Source organism: Acidovorax sp. BL-A-41-H1, assembly GCF_051942715.1.
The window spans coordinates 24643-41416 of record NZ_JBPVJQ010000006.1 but is presented as its reverse complement, the minus strand read 5'-3'; the positions used below and the strand labels follow the sequence as shown (position 1 = coordinate 41416).

Annotated in this window: 15 protein-coding genes and 1 pseudogene; 4 read left to right on the top strand and 12 right to left on the bottom strand. The window is 66.4% G+C overall.

What is annotated here, in order from left to right:
* Positions 1-11: 11 nt before the first annotated feature.
* The 9 genes from ACTPOI_RS13455 to ACTPOI_RS13415 form a co-directional block, all read right to left on the bottom strand.
* Complete coding sequence (locus tag ACTPOI_RS13455) at positions 12-470, bottom strand: DUF3592 domain-containing protein (protein ID WP_440109562.1); 459 nt, start codon at positions 468-470, stop codon at positions 12-14.
* Positions 471-508: 38 nt separating this feature from the next.
* Positions 509-1429 carry a 2-hydroxyacid dehydrogenase gene (locus ACTPOI_RS13450; protein ID WP_440109560.1) on the bottom strand — a complete coding sequence of 307 codons (921 nt, stop codon included), beginning with the start codon at positions 1427-1429 and terminating at the stop codon, positions 509-511.
* A gap of 63 nt (positions 1430-1492) precedes the next feature.
* Positions 1493-3520: an acetyl/propionyl/methylcrotonyl-CoA carboxylase subunit alpha gene (locus ACTPOI_RS13445; RefSeq protein ID WP_440109559.1), complete on the bottom strand. Its 2028-nt coding sequence runs from the start codon at positions 3518-3520 to the stop codon at positions 1493-1495.
* A 115-nt stretch (positions 3521-3635) separates the two neighbouring features.
* A complete protein-coding gene (locus tag ACTPOI_RS13440) occupies positions 3636-4355 on the bottom strand; it encodes a DUF4126 domain-containing protein (protein ID WP_440109557.1) in 720 nt (239 codons plus the stop codon).
* Between the two features lie 12 nt (positions 4356-4367).
* Positions 4368-5150, bottom strand: a complete 783-nt coding sequence (locus ACTPOI_RS13435; RefSeq protein ID WP_440109555.1) for an enoyl-CoA hydratase/isomerase family protein — start codon at positions 5148-5150, stop codon at positions 4368-4370.
* Entirely contained in the window at positions 5147-5665 is a 519-nt protein-coding gene (locus ACTPOI_RS13430) for a DinB family protein (protein ID WP_440109553.1), read from the bottom strand. The genes ACTPOI_RS13435 and ACTPOI_RS13430 overlap by 4 nt, the downstream gene beginning before the upstream one ends.
* Positions 5662-6567 (bottom strand): dienelactone hydrolase family protein, encoded by a 906-nt coding sequence (locus tag ACTPOI_RS13425; RefSeq protein ID WP_440109551.1) that lies wholly within the window; start codon positions 6565-6567, stop codon positions 5662-5664. Before ACTPOI_RS13425 ends, ACTPOI_RS13430 begins: the two co-directional genes overlap by 4 nt.
* Positions 6568-6595: 28 nt before the next feature.
* Entirely contained in the window at positions 6596-8200 is a 1605-nt protein-coding gene (locus ACTPOI_RS13420; RefSeq protein ID WP_440109549.1) for a carboxyl transferase domain-containing protein, read from the bottom strand.
* Positions 8201-8371: 171 nt separating this feature from the next.
* Positions 8372-10102, bottom strand: a complete 1731-nt coding sequence (locus tag ACTPOI_RS13415) for an AMP-binding protein (protein WP_440109547.1) — start codon at positions 10100-10102, stop codon at positions 8372-8374.
* Positions 10103-10199: 97 nt separating this feature from the next.
* Here ACTPOI_RS13415 and ACTPOI_RS13410 point away from each other — a divergent pair, with 97 nt between their 5' ends.
* The 4 genes and pseudogenes from ACTPOI_RS13410 to ACTPOI_RS13395 all read left to right on the top strand — a co-directional run bounded on the left by ACTPOI_RS13410 (position 10200) and on the right by ACTPOI_RS13395 (position 14010).
* A complete protein-coding gene (locus ACTPOI_RS13410; protein ID WP_440109545.1) occupies positions 10200-11354 on the top strand; it encodes an AraC family transcriptional regulator in 1155 nt (384 codons plus the stop codon).
* 101 nt (positions 11355-11455) lie between these two features.
* A complete protein-coding gene (locus ACTPOI_RS13405; RefSeq protein WP_440109543.1) occupies positions 11456-12205 on the top strand; it encodes a glutathione peroxidase in 750 nt (249 codons plus the stop codon).
* Positions 12206-12387: 182 nt separating this feature from the next.
* Positions 12388-12738: pseudogene (locus ACTPOI_RS13400) on the top strand (helix-turn-helix domain-containing protein); the annotation flags it as partial.
* Positions 12739-13341: 603 nt separating this feature from the next.
* A complete protein-coding gene (locus ACTPOI_RS13395) occupies positions 13342-14010 on the top strand; it encodes a glutathione S-transferase family protein (RefSeq protein WP_440109541.1) in 669 nt (222 codons plus the stop codon).
* Between the two features lie 48 nt (positions 14011-14058).
* On the opposite strand, the gene ACTPOI_RS13390 is transcribed toward ACTPOI_RS13395, so the two are convergent.
* The 3 genes from ACTPOI_RS13390 to ACTPOI_RS13380 form a co-directional block, all read right to left on the bottom strand.
* On the bottom strand, positions 14059-15483 hold the full coding sequence (locus tag ACTPOI_RS13390; protein ID WP_440109539.1) for a patatin-like phospholipase family protein: 1425 nt from the start codon (positions 15481-15483) through the stop codon (positions 14059-14061).
* A 15-nt stretch (positions 15484-15498) separates the two neighbouring features.
* A complete protein-coding gene (locus ACTPOI_RS13385; protein ID WP_440109537.1) occupies positions 15499-16152 on the bottom strand; it encodes an HAD family hydrolase in 654 nt (217 codons plus the stop codon).
* A 145-nt stretch (positions 16153-16297) separates the two neighbouring features.
* Positions 16298-16768 (bottom strand): YchJ family protein, encoded by a 471-nt coding sequence (locus ACTPOI_RS13380; RefSeq protein ID WP_440109535.1) that lies wholly within the window; start codon positions 16766-16768, stop codon positions 16298-16300.
* Positions 16769-16774 lie beyond the last annotated feature (6 nt).

Genomic DNA, 16774 nt, shown 5'->3' with positions numbered 1-16774 from the left:
AGCGCAGGGGGCTATGCGGCCGGTCTGGAACGCAGGCGCAGCAACAGCCAGCCCGCTGCGATGCCAATGGCGCTGGCCAGCAGCATCACGGCACCGGCCACGATCTTGACGGCGGTGGACCCGCTGATTTCGGCCTGCAACGGGTTCTGGGCAGAGTAGCGCACCGACACGGTTTCGCCCACCTTGTGGATCGCCTGCTGCTGTCGCGCAACCGGATCCGTGAAAGTCATTCGCCGCCCGTCACTGGCCACAAACTCGACCACGCTCTTCTTGGCAAGCCCCCGCCGGTGCGTGGGGCCCGTGCTGATTTCCTCATGCGCCACCACCCGGCCTTGGGTGGTGTGCGTGCCGCCCATCATGTTCAGGCCAGAAGCCAGCATCCACGCCGCACCCAGCCCCGTGAGAAGGCTGGGCACCAGCAGGATCCAGCCCAAGGGGCCCAGCAAGCGGCGTAACGTGAAGGTGCTCATGTTGCCATTCTCTGCGCTGCGAAACCGATGCCCGAGGGTCAGTACCCGCGACCCGGGTTCACCACCCCGGCCACGGCCCCGCCCTGCTCCAGCGCCACCATCTTGCGCGCAATCTGGGCGATGCTTTCATCACGCAGCGTGCGCGCCGAGGTGTGGGGCGTGACGGTGATCCGCGGGTGCGTCCAGAAAGCATGGCCCGCAGGCAGCGGCTCGGTGCGAAACACATCCAGCGTGGCTCCCGCCACGTGGCCGCTGTCGATGGTGGCCAGCAAGTCTTCGTCCACCAGGTGCGCGCCACGCGCCACATTGATGACGTAGGCGCCCGGTTGCAAGCGGGCAAGGGTGTCCTTGTTGATGACATTGGCCGTGTCGGGCGTGAGCGGCAGCAGATTGACCAGCACGCGGCTGGCGGCCAGAAAGTCGTTGAACTGCCCTGCCCCGGTGAAGGCCCGCACACCGTCGATGGCCTTGGGGCTGCGGCTCCAGCCGTTGATGGGAAAGTCAAACTGGGCCAATGCCTTGGCCACCCGCTCGCCCAGTACGCCCAGGCCCATTACGCCGATGGGGTAATCGCTGCGCAGGCGCGGCTTGCGGTAGCCCCAGCGGCCAGCGGCCGTGTCGGCCTCGTACCCATCAAATTCGCGAAAGTGGCGGATGACCGCATGGCACACGTATTCGGCCATCTGCACGGCCATGCCGGCATCATCCAGGCGCACCACCAGTGCATTGGGCGGGAGCTTGAGCTTGAGCAGCGCATCCACCCCCGCGCCGATGTTGAACAGCGCCTTGAGCCCCGGCTGCTCGTCCATGAACTGCTGGGGCGGTGCCCAGACCACGGCGTAGTCGGCCTGGGGGGCACCCGGTTGCCACACGGAAATATCGGCATCAGGCAGCGCGGCGGCCAGACCCTGCAGCCAGGGCTCGGGCTTGGTGTCGGTACAGCAAAAGGTGATTTTCATGGCGTGCAAGGGTAACGGGATTGCGCGCGCCACGCTGTCACGCGCAAGGCGCATCCACCGCTGTTACGCCTTTTCGGCCGCCACCAGCTTGAGCAGCTCGGCGCCTTCGGTCACCTGGTCGCCCGGCGCGTAAAGCAGTTCGGCCACCACGCCGTCGGCCGGCGCGGCAATGGTGTGCTCCATCTTCATGGCTTCCATCACGGCCAGCGGCTGACCCTTGGCCACCTTGTCGCCCGCCTTCACGGCAAACGACACGACCTTGCCAGGCATGGGGGCCGTCAGGCGCCCCCCTTCGGCCGCGGCCTCGCCCGCATGGGCCAGCAGGTCGATGGCCGTGATCTGCGTGGCGCCCAGCGGGGTGAAGATGTGGTCCACCTCGCCCTGCGCATACACGGCGGCACGGGTGCGCTGGCCGGCAAACTGCAGCGCGATGCCTTGCGCCACCGCGCTGAATACCAGCGGCCCCGCCACCTGCGCGGCGCCCTCGCCTACGGCCAGGTGCAGGCTGCCGCCACGCTCATACGTCAGCAGCGCCTTGGCGTGCTCGCCACCAAACTCGAATTCAAAGCGGCGTTGCACCACGCCATGGGTATGGAAACCATCGCGGCGGCTGAACGGGTCCACGCCTTCGCTGGCGCGCTCGTGCAGCAGGGTCTGCGCCACGGCGGCCGCAGCGGCCAGCGGCAGGCCCACGGGCTCCTGGTGAAACAGCACGGCCTGTTCGCGCGGGATCAGCGCCGTATCGAGCCTGGCTTGCGCAAACGCGTCCGTGCGCGCCACGCGTCGCAAAAACTGCACGTTGGTGGCCAAGCCGACGATGTGGGTCTGCGCCAGCGCTTCATCGAGCCGCGCCAGCGCCTGCTCGCGCGTGTCGCCGTGCACGATGAGCTTGGCCACCATGGAGTCGTAGAACGGGCTGATCGCATCACCCTGGCGCACGCCAGAGTCCACACGAACAGCACCCCGTTCAAACGTCACGCACTCGGGCAGCGCATACACGTTGAGCGCACCGGTGGCGGGCAGGAAGTTGTTGTCGGGATTCTCGGCGCAGATGCGCGCCTCGATGGCATGGCCGTGGATGCGCAAGTCTTGCTGCTTGAGCGGCAGCGGCTCGCCCGAGGCCACGCGCAGCTGCCACTCCACCAGGTCCAGGCCCGTGATGGCTTCCGTCACGGGGTGCTCCACCTGCAGACGGGTGTTCATCTCCATGAAGAAGAACTTCATGTCTTCGGGCTTTTCATAGCCGCCCGGCTGCTCCACGATGAATTCCACCGTGCCCGCGCCCACATAGTTCACGGCCTTGGCGGCGGCCACGGCGGCCTCACCCATCTGCCGGCGCAACGCGGGCGTCATGCCAGGGGCGGGGGCTTCTTCCAGCACCTTCTGGTGGCGGCGCTGCACTGAGCAGTCACGCTCGAACAGGTACACGCAGTTGCCGTGTGTGTCGCCAAACACCTGGATCTCGATGTGGCGGGGGCGCTGCACGTATTTCTCCACCAGCACGGCATCGTCGCCAAAGCTGTTGATGGCTTCGCGCTTGCACGATTCGAGCGCGGCCGCAAAGTCCTCTGCCTTGTCCACCGCGCGCATGCCCTTGCCGCCGCCGCCCGCGCTGGCCTTGATGAGCACGGGGTAGCCAATGCGGTCGGCCTCGCGCTGCAGCAGGGCCGGGTCCTGGTCGCTGCCGTGGTAGCCGGGTACCAGCGGCACGCCAGCCTTTTCCATCAGCTGCTTGGACTCGGCCTTGAGCCCCATGTCCTTGATGGCCGAGGCGGGGGGACCGATAAAGACCAGGCCCGCGGCGGCACAGGCCTGCGCAAAGTCTTCGTTTTCGCTCAGGAAGCCATAGCCCGGGTGAATGGCCTGCGCCCCCGTGGCCTGGGCGGCTTCGATGATGCGCTCCCAGCGCAGGTAGCTTTCCTTGGGGGCGCTGCCGCCAATGTGCACGGCCTCATCGCACACGGCGACGTGCTTGGCACTGGCGTCGGCATCGGAGTACACGGCGACGGTCTTCACGCCCAGGCGCTTTGCCGTAGCAGCCACTCGGCAGGCAATCTCGCCGCGGTTGGCAATGAGGATCTTTTTAAACATGGTGCCCTCCTGCGGCGAGATCGCCTGCGCACGCTGCGCGTGCCATGCGATTTATCGAAACGGTTGGCAAGCAACCGTTTTCCCCACGATTGGCAATCAGGATTTTGTTGAACATTTAGGCCACCTTGGCAGAACCAGAAAAGAAAGAAGACAGGCGCCGCACCACGGCGCGCAGAAACTTGAACAGCACCAGCAGCAGCAACACCGACACCACCACCATCACGACCAGTGCAAAGCCGAACGCCACTGGATGCTGCGTGGCCAGCCACACCACCGCGACCACCAGGCCGTCTTCCAGGAACGACAGGCCCCAGTTGGAAAACGGTTCAGGCGAGGTATTCACCGCCGCGCGCGTGGTCATCTTGGTGGCCAGCGCCGTGGCCGACAGCGACCCACCCAGCAGCCCCGCCACCACGGCCATGGTGGCGTTGTCGGCACCGAACACGCCGTAGGCCAATGCGGCACCGGCCGGCACGCGGATGAAGGCGTGGATGGCGTCCCACGCGCTGTCCACCCACGGCACCTTGTCGGCAAAAAACTCCACCATGAGCATGAAGCCACTGACGAGCAACACCAGCGGATGCTCCAGCATGGCCAGGCCCGGCGGCAGCGGCATCCAGCCCAGCACACCCATCATTCCGACCAGAAAAACCACGGCATACAGCCGGAACCCGCTGGCCCAGCCCAGTGCAGCCGCCAGCGCCATCAGGCCGTGCATGTCGAGCTGCGCGGTGGCGGTGGCCGCAGCGTCGCCCACGGCGCGTGCGGTGCCGCCATCGACATGCAGCCCCAGCGTGTGGAGCCACTGCACGATGTTGAACCAGAGGGTGTCCATGGGCGATACCGGTCAGCCCAACCAGTTGGGCTTGCGCTTGGCAAGGAAGGACTGCACGCCCTCCTTGCCCTCATCGCTGGCACGGATTTCGGCGATGCCTTGCACCGTAGCGGCGATCAGCCCGGCATTGATCTCACGCTCAGCCACATCGATGACCAGCTTCTTGCACACGCGCACTGCGTTGGGGCTGGCGGCAGTCAGTGCCTTGAGCAGCTCGTCCACCTTGGCGTCGAGCTGGTCGGCCGCGACCACCTCGTGCACAAAACCAATGCGCAGCGCATCAAACGCGCCAAAGCGCTCGGCCGTGAGGAAGTAGCGGTGCGCGGCGCGTGCGCCCATGGCACGGATCACATACGGGCTGATGGTGGCGGGAATGAGGCCCAGCTTCACTTCGCTGAGGCAAAAGCCCACCGTGTCCACCGCCACCGCCATGTCGCATGCGGCCACCAGGCCCATGCCACCGGCGTACACGTCACCTTGCACGCGAGCGATGGTGGGCTTGGGGCACTCGTAGATCACGCGCAGCATCTCGGCCAGCTTGTCCGCGTCCGCGATGTTTTCATCGCGCGTGTAGTCGGCCATGCGCCGCATCCAGTTGAGGTTGGCACCGGCGCAAAACGCGGGGCCCTGCGCAGCCAGCACCACGGCGCGCACGTCGGTGCGGCTGCCCACTTCGATGAACGCTGCGGTGATCTCGGCAATGACTTCGTCGCTGAAAGCGTTGCGGATTTCGGGCTGCGCGAGGGTGATGCGCGCCACCGCGCCTTCGTAGGTGATGTGCAGGTTTTGGCTCATGGCATGGCTGCGGCCTGTTCGGCCCGCAGAAAGTAAATCAGGTCGAGCACCGGGCAGGGATGGCCCAGTGCCGTGAGCGCGGCGGTGATCTGGCCGCGGTGGTGCGTGCCGTGGTTGAACACATGCGCCAGCGTGGCCGCAAAGGGCATCGATACCGGCTCGCCGTTTGTGGTCGTGTAGGCCAGGTCACCCTCCCAGCGGTCGGCGGGCCAGCGCGTGATCAGCGGCTCCCAGCACGCAACGCCGTCGCGCAGGCGCTGTGCCAGTGCAGTACGGTCGGCCTCGGCCTCGGTATCCAGCGCCAGGGCGGGCGAGCGGCCTTCGTCAAACCGCACGAACCACAACAGGTGCTCGCCCACCAGCAGGTGGTTGAGCGTGCCGTGGATGCTGCCAAAGAACAGCCCCACGTTACGCCGGTAGTCTGCGTCGGGCACGGCAGCTACTGCCTCCAGCAGGCGGGCGGTGGCCCACGCGTTGTAGCGCGCCAGCAGCATGAAGTGTTGGGTCGGATTCATGGTGCCGCCCGGGTGCCAAGCACCCGGCTCCAGAAGGATTGCAGGGCCGCCAGCGACTGCGTGCGCGCCTGCGGGTTGCCGCCCTGGTGCACGCCCTTGGCCGAGGTGCCGTTAGGCACATCGCCGCGCAGACGCACGGGGGTGGTTCCGTCAAAGCCGTGATAGCTGTCTTCGTACACATGCACCGTGACATCGGTGCCCGCACGGGCCTTCAGGGTGGAGGCCCAGTCCACGCAGGGCTGGGCCGGGGTCCAGTCGTCCAGCGCGCCCAGTTGCATCAGCAGGGGCACGCCTTCGATCTCTGCCTTGCGCTTGAGCAGGGGGACGCAGCCCGGGTAGAACACCGCAGCGCCGGCCAGCGAAGGTTCGCCCGCCTGCGGATGGGCGCGGCGCTGCTCCAGCAGGTTCAGGGTGGTGGTGCCACCGTTGGACCAACCCATCACCCCGATGCGCTGCGCGTCCACGCCCAGCTGTGCAGCAAGCCACACTAGCGCGGCCCGGGCGTCCTGCACACGGTCGTTCACGCCCACGCTTCGGTCGCTGTAGCGCGTCTGGCACACGTCGCTGAGGTTACGCGAGCCAAAGCTGTCGGGCATGAGCACGGCGTAGCCTGCGGCGTGCAGCGTATCGGCCGTCTCGCGGTAGCGCGACGACAGCGCGCCGCCCTTGGCATACAGGCCGCCGCAGCCATGCAATGCCATCACGGCTGGCTGCGCAGGCAGCCCGGTCTGCGTGGCTGCGGGCAGCCAATGCGCGCGCAGCACGGTGCCGGACGGTAGCGGTATTTCCACGCGCTGCATCTCGGGCGCCGCATGGACCAGCGCCGGGCCCAGCAACGCAGCAGCGCAAAGCAGCAGACGCTGCACACAGAGGGTAGGGCCAAGGCGGGCAAAGAGGGGCATGGCGGTGCGGCGCTGCAGGTCTACGCAATCACATGCGGAACAGGCCGAACTTCGTGTCTTCAATCGGCGCGTTGCGCGTGGCCGCCAAGCCCAGCGCCAGCACGCGGCGCGTATCGGCGGGGTCTATTACGCCGTCGTCCCACAGGCGTGCCGTGGCGTAGTAGGGGTGGCCCTGGTCTTCGTACTGGCGGCGGATGGGGGCCTTGAAGGCTTCTTCCTCTTCCATCGTCCACTGCCCGCCCTTGGCCTCAATGCCATCACGCTTGACGGTGGCCAGCACACCGGCGGCCTGGTCACCGCCCATCACGCTGATGCGCGCGTTGGGCCACATCCAAAGGAAGCGGGGGCTGTACGCCCGGCCGCACATGCCGTAGTTGCCGGCGCCAAAGCTGCCGCCAATGATGATGGTGAACTTCGGAACACTCGCCGTGGCCACGGCCGTGACCATCTTGGCGCCGTTGCGGGCAATGCCCTCGTTTTCGTACTTGCGGCCCACCATGAAGCCGGTGATGTTCTGCAGAAAGACGAGCGGAATCTTGCGCTGGCAGCACAGCTCGATGAAGTGAGCGCCTTTCAGGGCCGACTCGCTGAACAGGATGCCGTTGTTGGCGATGATGCCGACCATCATCCCCTCGATGCGCGCAAAGCCCGTGACCAGCGTGGTGCCGTAGCGCGCCTTGAACTCGTCGAACTCGCTGCCATCGACGATGCGGGCAATGATCTCGCGCACATCAAACGGCTTGCGCGTGTCCACGGGGATCACGCCATACAACTCTTCTGCTGCAAATTTAGGAGCAGCGGGGGATTGATCTGCGGGGGCCTGCGGCTTGTTTTTATTCAAATTGCGCACGGCGTTGCGGGCGAGCTGCAGCGCATGCATGTCGTTCTGCGCCAGGTGGTCAGCCACGCCCGACAGGCGCGTGTGCACATCGCCACCACCCAGGTCTTCGGCGCTCACCACCTCGCCCGTGGCAGCCTTCACCAGCGGTGGTCCACCAAGGAAAATGGTGCCCTGGTTCTTGACGATGATGGACTCGTCGCTCATGGCCGGCACATAGGCGCCGCCCGCCGTGCACGATCCCATGACCACGGCGATCTGCGAGATGCCGATGGCGCTCATGTTGGCCTGGTTGAAGAAGATGCGACCGAAGTGGTCGCGGTCGGGGAACACTTCGTCCTGGTTGGGCAGGTTCGCGCCGCCCGAGTCCACCAGGTAGATGCAGGTCAGGTGGTTCTGCTGCGCCACCTCTTGCGCGCGCAGGTGCTTCTTGACGGTGAGAGGGTAATAGGTGCCGCCCTTCACCGTGGCGTCGTTGCACACGATCATGCAGTCCACGCCGCTCACGCGGCCAATGCCTGCGATGAGCCCCGCGCTGGGTGCGTCGTTGTTGTACATGTTCAGCGCAGCCAGCGGCGCCAGTTCAAGGAATGGCGTGCCGGGGTCCAGCAGCATCTGTACACGTTCGCGCGGCAGCAGCTTGCCGCGTGCGGTGTGCTTGGCGCGGGCGGCCTCACCACCGCCCTGGGCCACCTTGTCGAGCTGGGCGCGCAGGTCGTCCACCAGCGTGCGCATGGCAGCCGCGTTGGCCAGAAAGTCCGCCGAGCGGGCGTTGAGTTGGGTGTCGAGAATCATGCAAGCTCCATCGATATCTTGGGATTACGTAGCGCCACCGGCTGGCCGGTGGCACTGAAGGCCGCGGAGCAGGCCAGGCGCGGGCCGCCGTGGAACCGGCTTTGCCGGGCCAGTGGCGGCGTCCCCCTGGAGGGGGAAGACGCGAAGCGGCTCAGGGGGTGCTTCATTACCTTAAGCAGTCTTTTGTTCTTCCAGGCCCAGCAGATCCTTCATCTCGTCGCGGATCTTGAACTTCTGGATCTTGCCCGTCACCGTCATCGGAAAGCTGGTGACAAAGCGGATGTAGCGCGGCACCTTGTAGTGCGCAATCTGGCCCTTGCAGAAGGCGCGGATGTCATCCTCGGTGGGCTTCGTGCCGGGCTTGGCGATGATCCAGGCGCAGAGTTCTTCGCCGTACTTCTGGTCGGGCACGCCCACCACCTGCACGTCCTGCACCTGCGGGTGGCGGTACAAAAATTCCTCAATTTCGCGCGGGTAGATGTTCTCGCCGCCGCGGATCACCATGTCCTTGATGCGGCCGACGATGTTGACGTAGCCCTCGTCGTCCATGGTGGCCAGGTCGCCGGTGTGCATCCAGCCTTCGGCATCAATGGCCTCGCGGGTCTTGGCTTCGTCGCCCCAGTAGCCGTGCATCACCGAATAGCCCCGGGTGCAGAACTCGCCGCGCGCGCCACGCGGCACCACGGCGCCGGTTTCGGGGTCCACGATCTTGATCTCCAGGTGCGGCTGCACGGTGCCCACCGTCGATACGCGCTTGATAAGCGGCGTGTCGGTGCTGCTCTGGCAGCTCACCGGGCTGGTCTCGGTCATGCCGTAGGCAATGGTGATTTCGCGCAGGTTCATCTGCTCCACCACGCGCTTCATGACCTCAGTGGGGCATGGCGAGCCGGCCATGATGCCGGTGCGCAGGGTGCTCAGGTTGAACTCTGCAAAGCGCGGGTGGTCCAGCTCGGCGATGAACATGGTGGGCACGCCATGCAGGCCGGTGCAGCGCTCGTCCTGCACCGTCTGCAGCACCGTCAGCGGGTCAAAGCCGTCGTTGGGGTACACGATGGTGGCACCGTGCGTGAGGCAGGCCAGGTTGCCCAGCACCATGCCAAAGCAGTGGTACAGCGGCACGGGGATGCACAGGCGGTCGTCGGGCGTGAGTTTCATGCACTCGCCGATGAACAGCCCGTTGTTGAGGATGTTGCGGTGCGTGAGCGTGGCGCCCTTGGGAAAGCCCGTGGTACCGCTGGTGAACTGGATGTTGATGGGGTCGGTAGCCTTGAGCGTGGCTGCCAACTGGGCCAGGCGCGGGTCGGCGGCGTTGCCGCGTGCGATTAGGTCGCTAAAGCGGAGCAGGCCCGGCTCGTCGGCACCCTGCCCGGCTTCGTCGATCCACACCACCGTATGGAGCAGGGGCAGCTGTTGCGACTCCAGCTGGCCGGGTGTGCCGTGCGCCCACTCGGGCGCCAGCTCGCGCAGCATGCCCAGGTAGTCGCTGGTCTTGAAGCGCGCCATGGTCACCAGCAGCTTGCAGCCCACCTTGTTCAGCGCGTATTCCACCTCCGACGTGCGATACGCCGGGTTGATGTTGACCAGCACCAGGCCCACCTGCGCGGTGGCCAGCTGCATCAGCACCCATTCGGCGTTGTTGTGCGACCAGATGCCCACGCGGTCGCCGGGCTGCAGGCCCATGCCCAGCAATGCGCTGGCCAGGCGGTGCGCCTCGGCCTGCAGCTGGGCGTAGGAGTAGCGGCGGCCCTGGTGCACGCTGACCAGCGCCTCGCGGTCGGGCTGGCGGGCCACCATGTCGGCAAAGAATGCGCCGATGGTCTGCTCGATCAGGGGCACATCCGTGGCGCCACGGGCGTGGCTGTCCACGGGGGGGGCGGAGTGGGTTATGGCTGCACTCGTCACGGGTGTTATCTCCTTGGCTTTGCCATCGGCCCGGCCACGGGGGTCTCGGGCGCCGGTTTGCAAGCATAGAAGCCTGCACCCCGGAGAGGTTGCCACAATGGTTGCAAATCGTGCCACGGCTGGCACACTCTGCGGCGTGAAACCGCCCGCCCCGCCCCACACCCGCCTGCCCTCACCCTCGGCAGCCCCAGCTGCCACGTCCGCCGCACCTGCTGCTACGCCGATAGCCTTCGTGCGCGCCATCGCACTGGCTTACGCGCAGCGCGGCCTGAGCCCCGCACGCGCCCTGGCCCAGGCACAAATCGCGCCGCAGCTGCTGCAGGACGACAGCGCACGCATCACTGCCTGGCAGATGGAGCAGATCTCCGACGCCGCCATGCAGGAGCTGGACGACGAGGCCCTGGGCTGGTTCAGCCGCCGCCTGCCCTGGGGCAGCTACGGCATGCTGGCGCGCGCATCCATCAGCTCGCCCACGCTGCAGGTGGCCCTGGCCCGCTGGTGCCGCCACCACGGCTTGCTGGCGGATGACATTACGCTGCACCTCACCACCACCGGCGACACCGCCACAGTGACGATCACCGAGGCGCGCGACCTGGGCCCGCTGCGCGAGTTCTGCCTGGTGTCGGTGCTGCGCAATGCCCACGGCCTGGCGTGCTGGATGGTGGACTCGCGCATTCCGCTGATCGCAGCCGAATTTGCATTTGCCGCGCCTCCCCATGCCGATGCATACGCCGTGCTGTTCCGCAGCCCGGCCGCCTTCAACGCGCCGCGCACCGCCCTGCACTTTGACGCCCGCTACCTGCACCTGCCCCTGCGCCGCGACGAACAGGCCCTGCGCCAGATGCTGCAGCACGCCCTGCCGCTTACGGTGCTGCACTACCGCCGCGACCGCCTGCTGGTGCAACGCGTGCGCCAGCTGCTGGCGGTGCCGCTGCCAGGCCAGCCCGCGCACGCTCTGCCGCAGCACAGCGCCGAATCACTGGCCGCGCTGCTGCATGTGTCGCCGCGCACATTGCATCGCCAGCTGAAGGAAGAAGGCGCCACGCTGCAGGGCCTGAAAGACGACGTGCGCCGCACGCGTGCGGTGGAGCTGCTGCACCGCACGCAGCGGCCGATCAAGCAGGTGGCGGAGGCGGCGGGCTTTGAGAACGAGAAAAGTTTTATCCGGGCGTTTCGGGGGTGGACGGGGCAGTCGCCTGCGGAGTTTCGGCGCTTGGGAGGGGGCAGCGGAGGCACGGTGGAGCAAGGTTGACCCCGGATGTAGGGCAAAAATGCCGCGCATTCAGCCCATGGCCTACAGCTGGAGGCGGTCGTTGCCCGGAAGATGCGGCCCGATCCCACCGAAAGCCGCCCATGACCCAACCTGCGTCCCGCGAGGGCCAACCCGTTCCACAAGTCAGGTTCCGTTACCGCGCCGACGGCGACTGGAAGGAAACCAGCACTGAGGCGCTCTTCAAGGGCCGCACGGTGGCCGTTTTTTCGCTGCCGGGCGCCTTTACGCCGACCTGCTCCAGCACCCACCTGCCCCGCTTCAACGAACTGGCTCCCGTCTTTCGCGAGAACGGGGTGGACGAGATCGTCTGCGTTGCCGTGAACGACCCCTTTGTCATGGAGGAATGGGCCAGGAGCCAGGAATGCAGCAACGTCTTTCTGCTGCCGGATGGCAACGGAGCGTTCACCAGTCAGATGGGCATGCTGGTGGACAAGAGCGACCTGAATTTCGGCCAGCGGTCCTGGCGCTACTCGATGCTGGTCCGGGACGGAGTGGTCGAGAAGATGTTCATCGAACCCGACGCGCCTGGCGATCCGTTCGAGGTGTCGGATGCCGACACGCTGCTGCACTACGTCAACAAGGATGCAAAGCAGCCTGACGAGGTGGCACTGCTCACACGCGAAGGCTGCGCTTTCTGCACCGCGGCGAAAAATGCACTGAACGACGCCGGGATCACCTTTGCCGAGGTGGACCTGCCGCACAGCATCCGCACCCGCGCGCTGGGCGCCATCGCTGGCGCTCGCACGGTTCCGCAGCTTTTCGTCAATGGCAGGTTGATCGGCGGCGGCGAGGCCCTGCAGGACTGGGTGCGTCGTCAGGCGCCTGCCTGAGCAAGAGCAGCGGGCGCGAAGCGGCGCGGCCGTGCGAGACCGGATGCAAACCGGGTGGCGTGTAGGTAGCCCTCTAGACTCTGGCGATATCCCCGTCAGCCTCATCAGCCTCATCAGCCTTCCCTGCCCATGCCCCACCGCCAGCATTGCATCAGCGCCGGGGCGAACAGACCCCACGATAGATGCTGCAGCACGCCCGGCACCTGACTGTGCTGCGATACCGCCGCGACTGCCAGTCGGGCCAGCCCGTACACGCCCTGTCCCAATACAGTGCCGAATCACTGGCTGCGCTGCTGCATGCGTCGCCGCGCACGTTGCACCGGAAGCTGAAGGAGGAAGGGGCCACGCTACAGAACCCACAGGACGAAGTGCGCCGCACCCGCGCGGTGGAGTTGCTGCACCGTACGCAACGCCCTATCAATCAGGTGGAGGAGGCGGCGGCGGGGTTCGAGAACGAGAAGAGTTTTATCCGGGCGTCCAGAGGGTGGACGGGGCAATCACCGGCAGAGTTTCGCAACACGAAGAGAATGTAGGCGCCTTCGCCTTGCAGGCAACCCAATTTGCCCTTCATCTGTATTGTTTTTGCCCTATGCACCTCTTTACACGCGTCCGAACGATACTTTGGTTATGCCTATCGGTTTCCCTTTATCTTGGGTTCCTATCAAGCTTCGTTGTGACCACAACTGCAGCCACATTCACAACCACCTTTCTGACAGTTTATTGGCTGCTCCGACATAAGGACCTGCTGGCAAAGAAGTACCTTGCCGATGAGTCTTCGACCAAGCGAGATCTCCAATACCGGCATGTGGAGAACAACAGGCCACGACTGAAGGATTTGGCCCCTGGCATAGTCGTTGTGGGCGGCGTATTGATATATATCGGATACGAAATTTCTCTCGGAACAATATCAACGCGCACGCTACAGTTTGTTCACAGCATCCTAGGCCTGCATGCCAGCATCGCATTAATGGTTTTCTTGGGCACTTTTCTGTCTGTTCGTGGGTTGGAAATCATTGTTGGAAGCCGGCTGAATAAGTGATCAGCACTGCCGCCGTAAGGCAGTACATCGGGAAGGCGCCGACGCAAGCTCCCCAATAAGCGGTACGGAAAATCACCTCGAGAACGCAACTATTCCCATGCTCCACCTCCACCACTGCATCAGCGCTCGCTCCTTCCGCCCCCTGTGGATGCTCGAAGAGCTGCAACTCCCGTACACCCTGCACATGCTGCCCTTCCCGCCCCGTGCCAAGGCCCGGTGGTTTCTGGACGAGAACCCGCTGGGCACGGTGCCGCTGCTGGTGCAGGGCGATGTGCGCATGACCGAATCGGCGGCGATGTGCCAGTACCTGGCAGCCACGCACCCGGATGCGGGGCTGGATGTGGCGCCCACCCACCCGGCCTACGGGGCGTACCTGAACTGGCTGCACATGAGCGATGCCACACTGACGTTTCCGCAGACGCTGGTGCTGCGCTATGGCCGCTTTGAGCCTGCAGAGCGGCAGCAGCCGCAGGTGGTGGAGGATTACAGCCGCTGGTTTCTGGCAAGGCTGCGGGCGGTAGAGACGGCGCTGCAGCGAGGCGAGTACCTGTGCGCGGGCCGCTTCACGGCGGCGGATGTGGCGGTGGGGTATGCGCTGCTGCTGGCCCAGCACCTGAAACTGAACGAGCAGTTTGGCCCGGCCACGCAGGCGTACTGGCAGCGGCTGCAGCAGCGGCCCGGATACCAGCGGGCGATGGCGGCACAGTTGCAGGCGGCAGACGAGCAGGACGTGCCGGACACACCGGCGCCTGATGTGCGGCCCTGAGAGCAGACGGGGTGCAGTTGGCAGCGATTCCTTGTGCGTGTGCCTCTGTCAGTCCATGGCCTGCAGCCCCGCTGGCGACACAGGGCGTTGCTCCAGCGACTGCAGCAGCGCCCGGAACTCCGGCGCATTGCGCAGCACGCTGCCGCCGGCGGCAATCAGATCAGTGACCTCATCCTGCGTGATGGAGAACGCCGTGGGCACTTGCAGCAGGCGGCGGCGGGCGACGTCGTCCGGCGCGTCGCGCAGGTTGACGGGGATGACGTGGATCTCGGCATCGGGTGCGAAGGCGTCCGTACCGGTGGCGCCGCCAGAGGCCAGCGCCTGGCGCCACTGGCGGGTAATGTCGCGCAGAAACTCCTGCGTCTCGCGCGTGGCGCGGGCGCCGGAGCCGAACAGCAACGCGTCCACCACCTGCGCCATGTTGGGCACCTGGTCGCTCATCTCGATCCTTTCGGACGGGTCGCGCTCGGCATTCACGGTGATCAGCACCAGCTTGCGGATGGTGGCGGGAGGTATGCCGACCTCGCTGAAAGTCTGGCGCAGGCCCCCGCCGGCCAGGGCGCGGTCCAGCAGGCGCTGCACGCCCAGGTTGTCGGCCAGGCCGCCATCCACCAGGTGGATGTAGGGCTTGCTCTTGGCGTCGGTGTAGCTCAGCTCGTGCGCGCGGTACAGGCGGGCGCGGTAGTCGGCCGGTGCACCGGCCGCAGCGGCGCGCGGCGGCAGCTGCCGGGGCGGGCAGCGGTCGGCGTAGTTGCGCAGCGTCATGGGGCTGAGCAGCAGGGGCACGGCCGATGAAGACGCCACCGCAAACGACAGCGGCACGCTGCGCAGGTCCGAGCAGATCAGTGAAAACTGTTCCCAGGTGAACTCGAAGCCCGCGCCCAGCGACATGTCGGTGGCGGTGATGAACAGCTGCGGGTGGCGCGGGCGCCGCTCCACGTCGCCAAAGGTCATGCCCTTGTAGAGGTCGTCCAGCCGCCGCGCCAGCAGGTGCGAGCGGCCCAGCCAGGGCGAGGTCAGGTCCAGCAGGTTGCCCGGGCGCAGGGCCTGGGTGATCAGGCTGTTCTGGAAGTTGTCGCGCAGAAACTCCTGCTCGAACCGGGGCAGGCCGTCGATGCCGTGAGCCGCCAGGTAGGCCGCCACGATGCTCCCGCCCGATACGCCGCTCACCACATCAGTGGCGTCCAGCAGCGTGGTCTCTTCGCCGTTCCACTGGTAGCGCGTTTCCTGCATGGCGGTCAGCACGCCAAAGCCGAAGGCCGCAGCCCGCGCACCGCCACCCGACAGCGTGATGGCCACCAGCATGGTCGGGTCACGCTCGGACTTGCGCACGGGCAGGTTCTGCTCTTCGGGCGGCAGGGGCTCGTTGATCCATGGCTTGCCCGACGCGCAGCCCGCCAGCAAGGCCGCCGCCAGCACCAGCGCCAGTGCGGCCACCATTCTTGGAAACCGGTCCATGCGTGCGCGGGTCATCGCGATGTCTCCAGGTCAGCAGCCCAGCAGGGCGGGCAGGTCGGCCATGCTGGCAAACACGTGGGCAGCGCCCGCCGCCACCAGCGGTTCACCATGGCCCAGCGGCGCATAGGCATACACCGTGGCGCCAGCGGCCACGCCTGCCATCACGCCGGTGACGGTGTCTTCCACCACGGCGCAGCGGGCGGGGTTGGCCTGCAGGGCGGCAGCGGCGGCCAGGTACACGTCGGGCGCGGGCTTGGTGGCGGGCATTTCATGGCCACTGAAGATGCGCCCTTCAAAGTACGGTGCCAGCCCCACCTTGGCCAGCTGCAGCTCGACCTTGTAGCGGTCTGCCCCCGATGCGCAGGCAATGCGCCCGCCGTGGTGCGCATGCACGCGCTCGATGGCGGGGTGGATGTGGGCGATGGCGGTCAGCTCGTCGGCCAGGCGGGTGTTGCGGCGCGCGTAGAACTCGGCCATCCATGCATCCGTCAGCGGGCGGCCGGTGTGGGCCTCGATGCGGGCGGCCTCGCTGCGCACGGTTTTGCCGATGAAGATCTCCATGCACTGCGCCGGGCTGATGGGCCAGCCAGCTTCGTTGAGCATGGTGCACAGCACGCCGTTGGTGATGGGTTCGCTGTCCACCAGCACGCCATCGCAGTCAAACAGGATTGCTTCAAATTTCATAGCATTAAGGGCAAATAGAACAAGCGCTACAGGCACTTTTCATTCAAAAACGGGCCTGAGAGTGCCTGCAGGGCCACTCCAGGCGCTATCCAGACGCCATCCGGGTGCATGGGCCGCTGCGGGCCCGCGTCACTGGCACTGGCAGTCAGTCCATCTGGTCGCCATCTACATAAAGCCACTGTCCCGCTTCGCGCACGAACCGGCTGCGCTCATGCAGGCGCACCGCGCGGCCGCCCACCCGGTAGCGGGCCACAAACTCCACTTCGGCGCGGTCGTCGCCGGTGGGGCGGTGGCTGCGCACCGTGAGGCCAAGCCACCTGGCCCCGGGCTCAAAGTCGAGCGTAGCCGGGCGGGTGGTGTGGTGCCAGGTGGCCTGCAGGTAGTCGGCGCGCTGCAGCACAAAGGCGGTGTAGCGCGAACGCATCAGGCTTTCGGCGTCGGGTGCGCCCGCCGCAGGCGCATCAGGCACTGCGGGCGAGACCGGCGCCACGGCGCTGTCGACATAGCGGCCGCAGCAGTCGGCATAGGCCAGCGGCCGGGCACGGCTGCCGCTGCCATGCAGGCGCCCGCAGGGGCAGGGTTGCGCAGCAGTGGCGCTGGCGAGGCTGGATCGCATGTGGGA

Excerpts from the sequence above, each read along its gene's own strand:
- ACTPOI_RS13420 (WP_440109549.1), bottom strand. The coding sequence starts at position 8,200 with ATGATTCTCGACACCCAACTCAACGCCCGCTCGGCGGACTTTCTGGCC.
- ACTPOI_RS13455 (WP_440109562.1), bottom strand. The coding sequence starts at position 470 with ATGAGCACCTTCACGTTACGCCGCTTGCTGGGCCCCTTGGGCTGGATC.
- ACTPOI_RS13380 (WP_440109535.1), bottom strand. The coding sequence starts at position 16,768 with ATGCGATCCAGCCTCGCCAGCGCCACTGCTGCGCAACCCTGCCCCTGC.
- ACTPOI_RS13440 (WP_440109557.1), bottom strand. The coding sequence starts at position 4,355 with ATGGACACCCTCTGGTTCAACATCGTGCAGTGGCTCCACACGCTGGGG.
- ACTPOI_RS13435 (WP_440109555.1), bottom strand. The coding sequence starts at position 5,150 with ATGAGCCAAAACCTGCACATCACCTACGAAGGCGCGGTGGCGCGCATC.
- ACTPOI_RS13425 (WP_440109551.1), bottom strand. The coding sequence starts at position 6,567 with ATGCCCCTCTTTGCCCGCCTTGGCCCTACCCTCTGTGTGCAGCGTCTG.
- ACTPOI_RS13445 (WP_440109559.1), bottom strand. The coding sequence starts at position 3,520 with ATGTTTAAAAAGATCCTCATTGCCAACCGCGGCGAGATTGCCTGCCGA.
- ACTPOI_RS13405 (WP_440109543.1), top strand. The coding sequence starts at position 11,456 with ATGACCCAACCTGCGTCCCGCGAGGGCCAACCCGTTCCACAAGTCAGG.
- ACTPOI_RS13390 (WP_440109539.1), bottom strand. The coding sequence starts at position 15,483 with ATGACCCGCGCACGCATGGACCGGTTTCCAAGAATGGTGGCCGCACTG.
- ACTPOI_RS13410 (WP_440109545.1), top strand. The coding sequence starts at position 10,200 with ATGGTTGCAAATCGTGCCACGGCTGGCACACTCTGCGGCGTGAAACCG.
- ACTPOI_RS13450 (WP_440109560.1), bottom strand. The coding sequence starts at position 1,429 with ATGAAAATCACCTTTTGCTGTACCGACACCAAGCCCGAGCCCTGGCTG.
- ACTPOI_RS13395 (WP_440109541.1), top strand. The coding sequence starts at position 13,342 with ATGCTCCACCTCCACCACTGCATCAGCGCTCGCTCCTTCCGCCCCCTG.
- ACTPOI_RS13385 (WP_440109537.1), bottom strand. The coding sequence starts at position 16,152 with ATGAAATTTGAAGCAATCCTGTTTGACTGCGATGGCGTGCTGGTGGAC.
- ACTPOI_RS13430 (WP_440109553.1), bottom strand. The coding sequence starts at position 5,665 with ATGAATCCGACCCAACACTTCATGCTGCTGGCGCGCTACAACGCGTGG.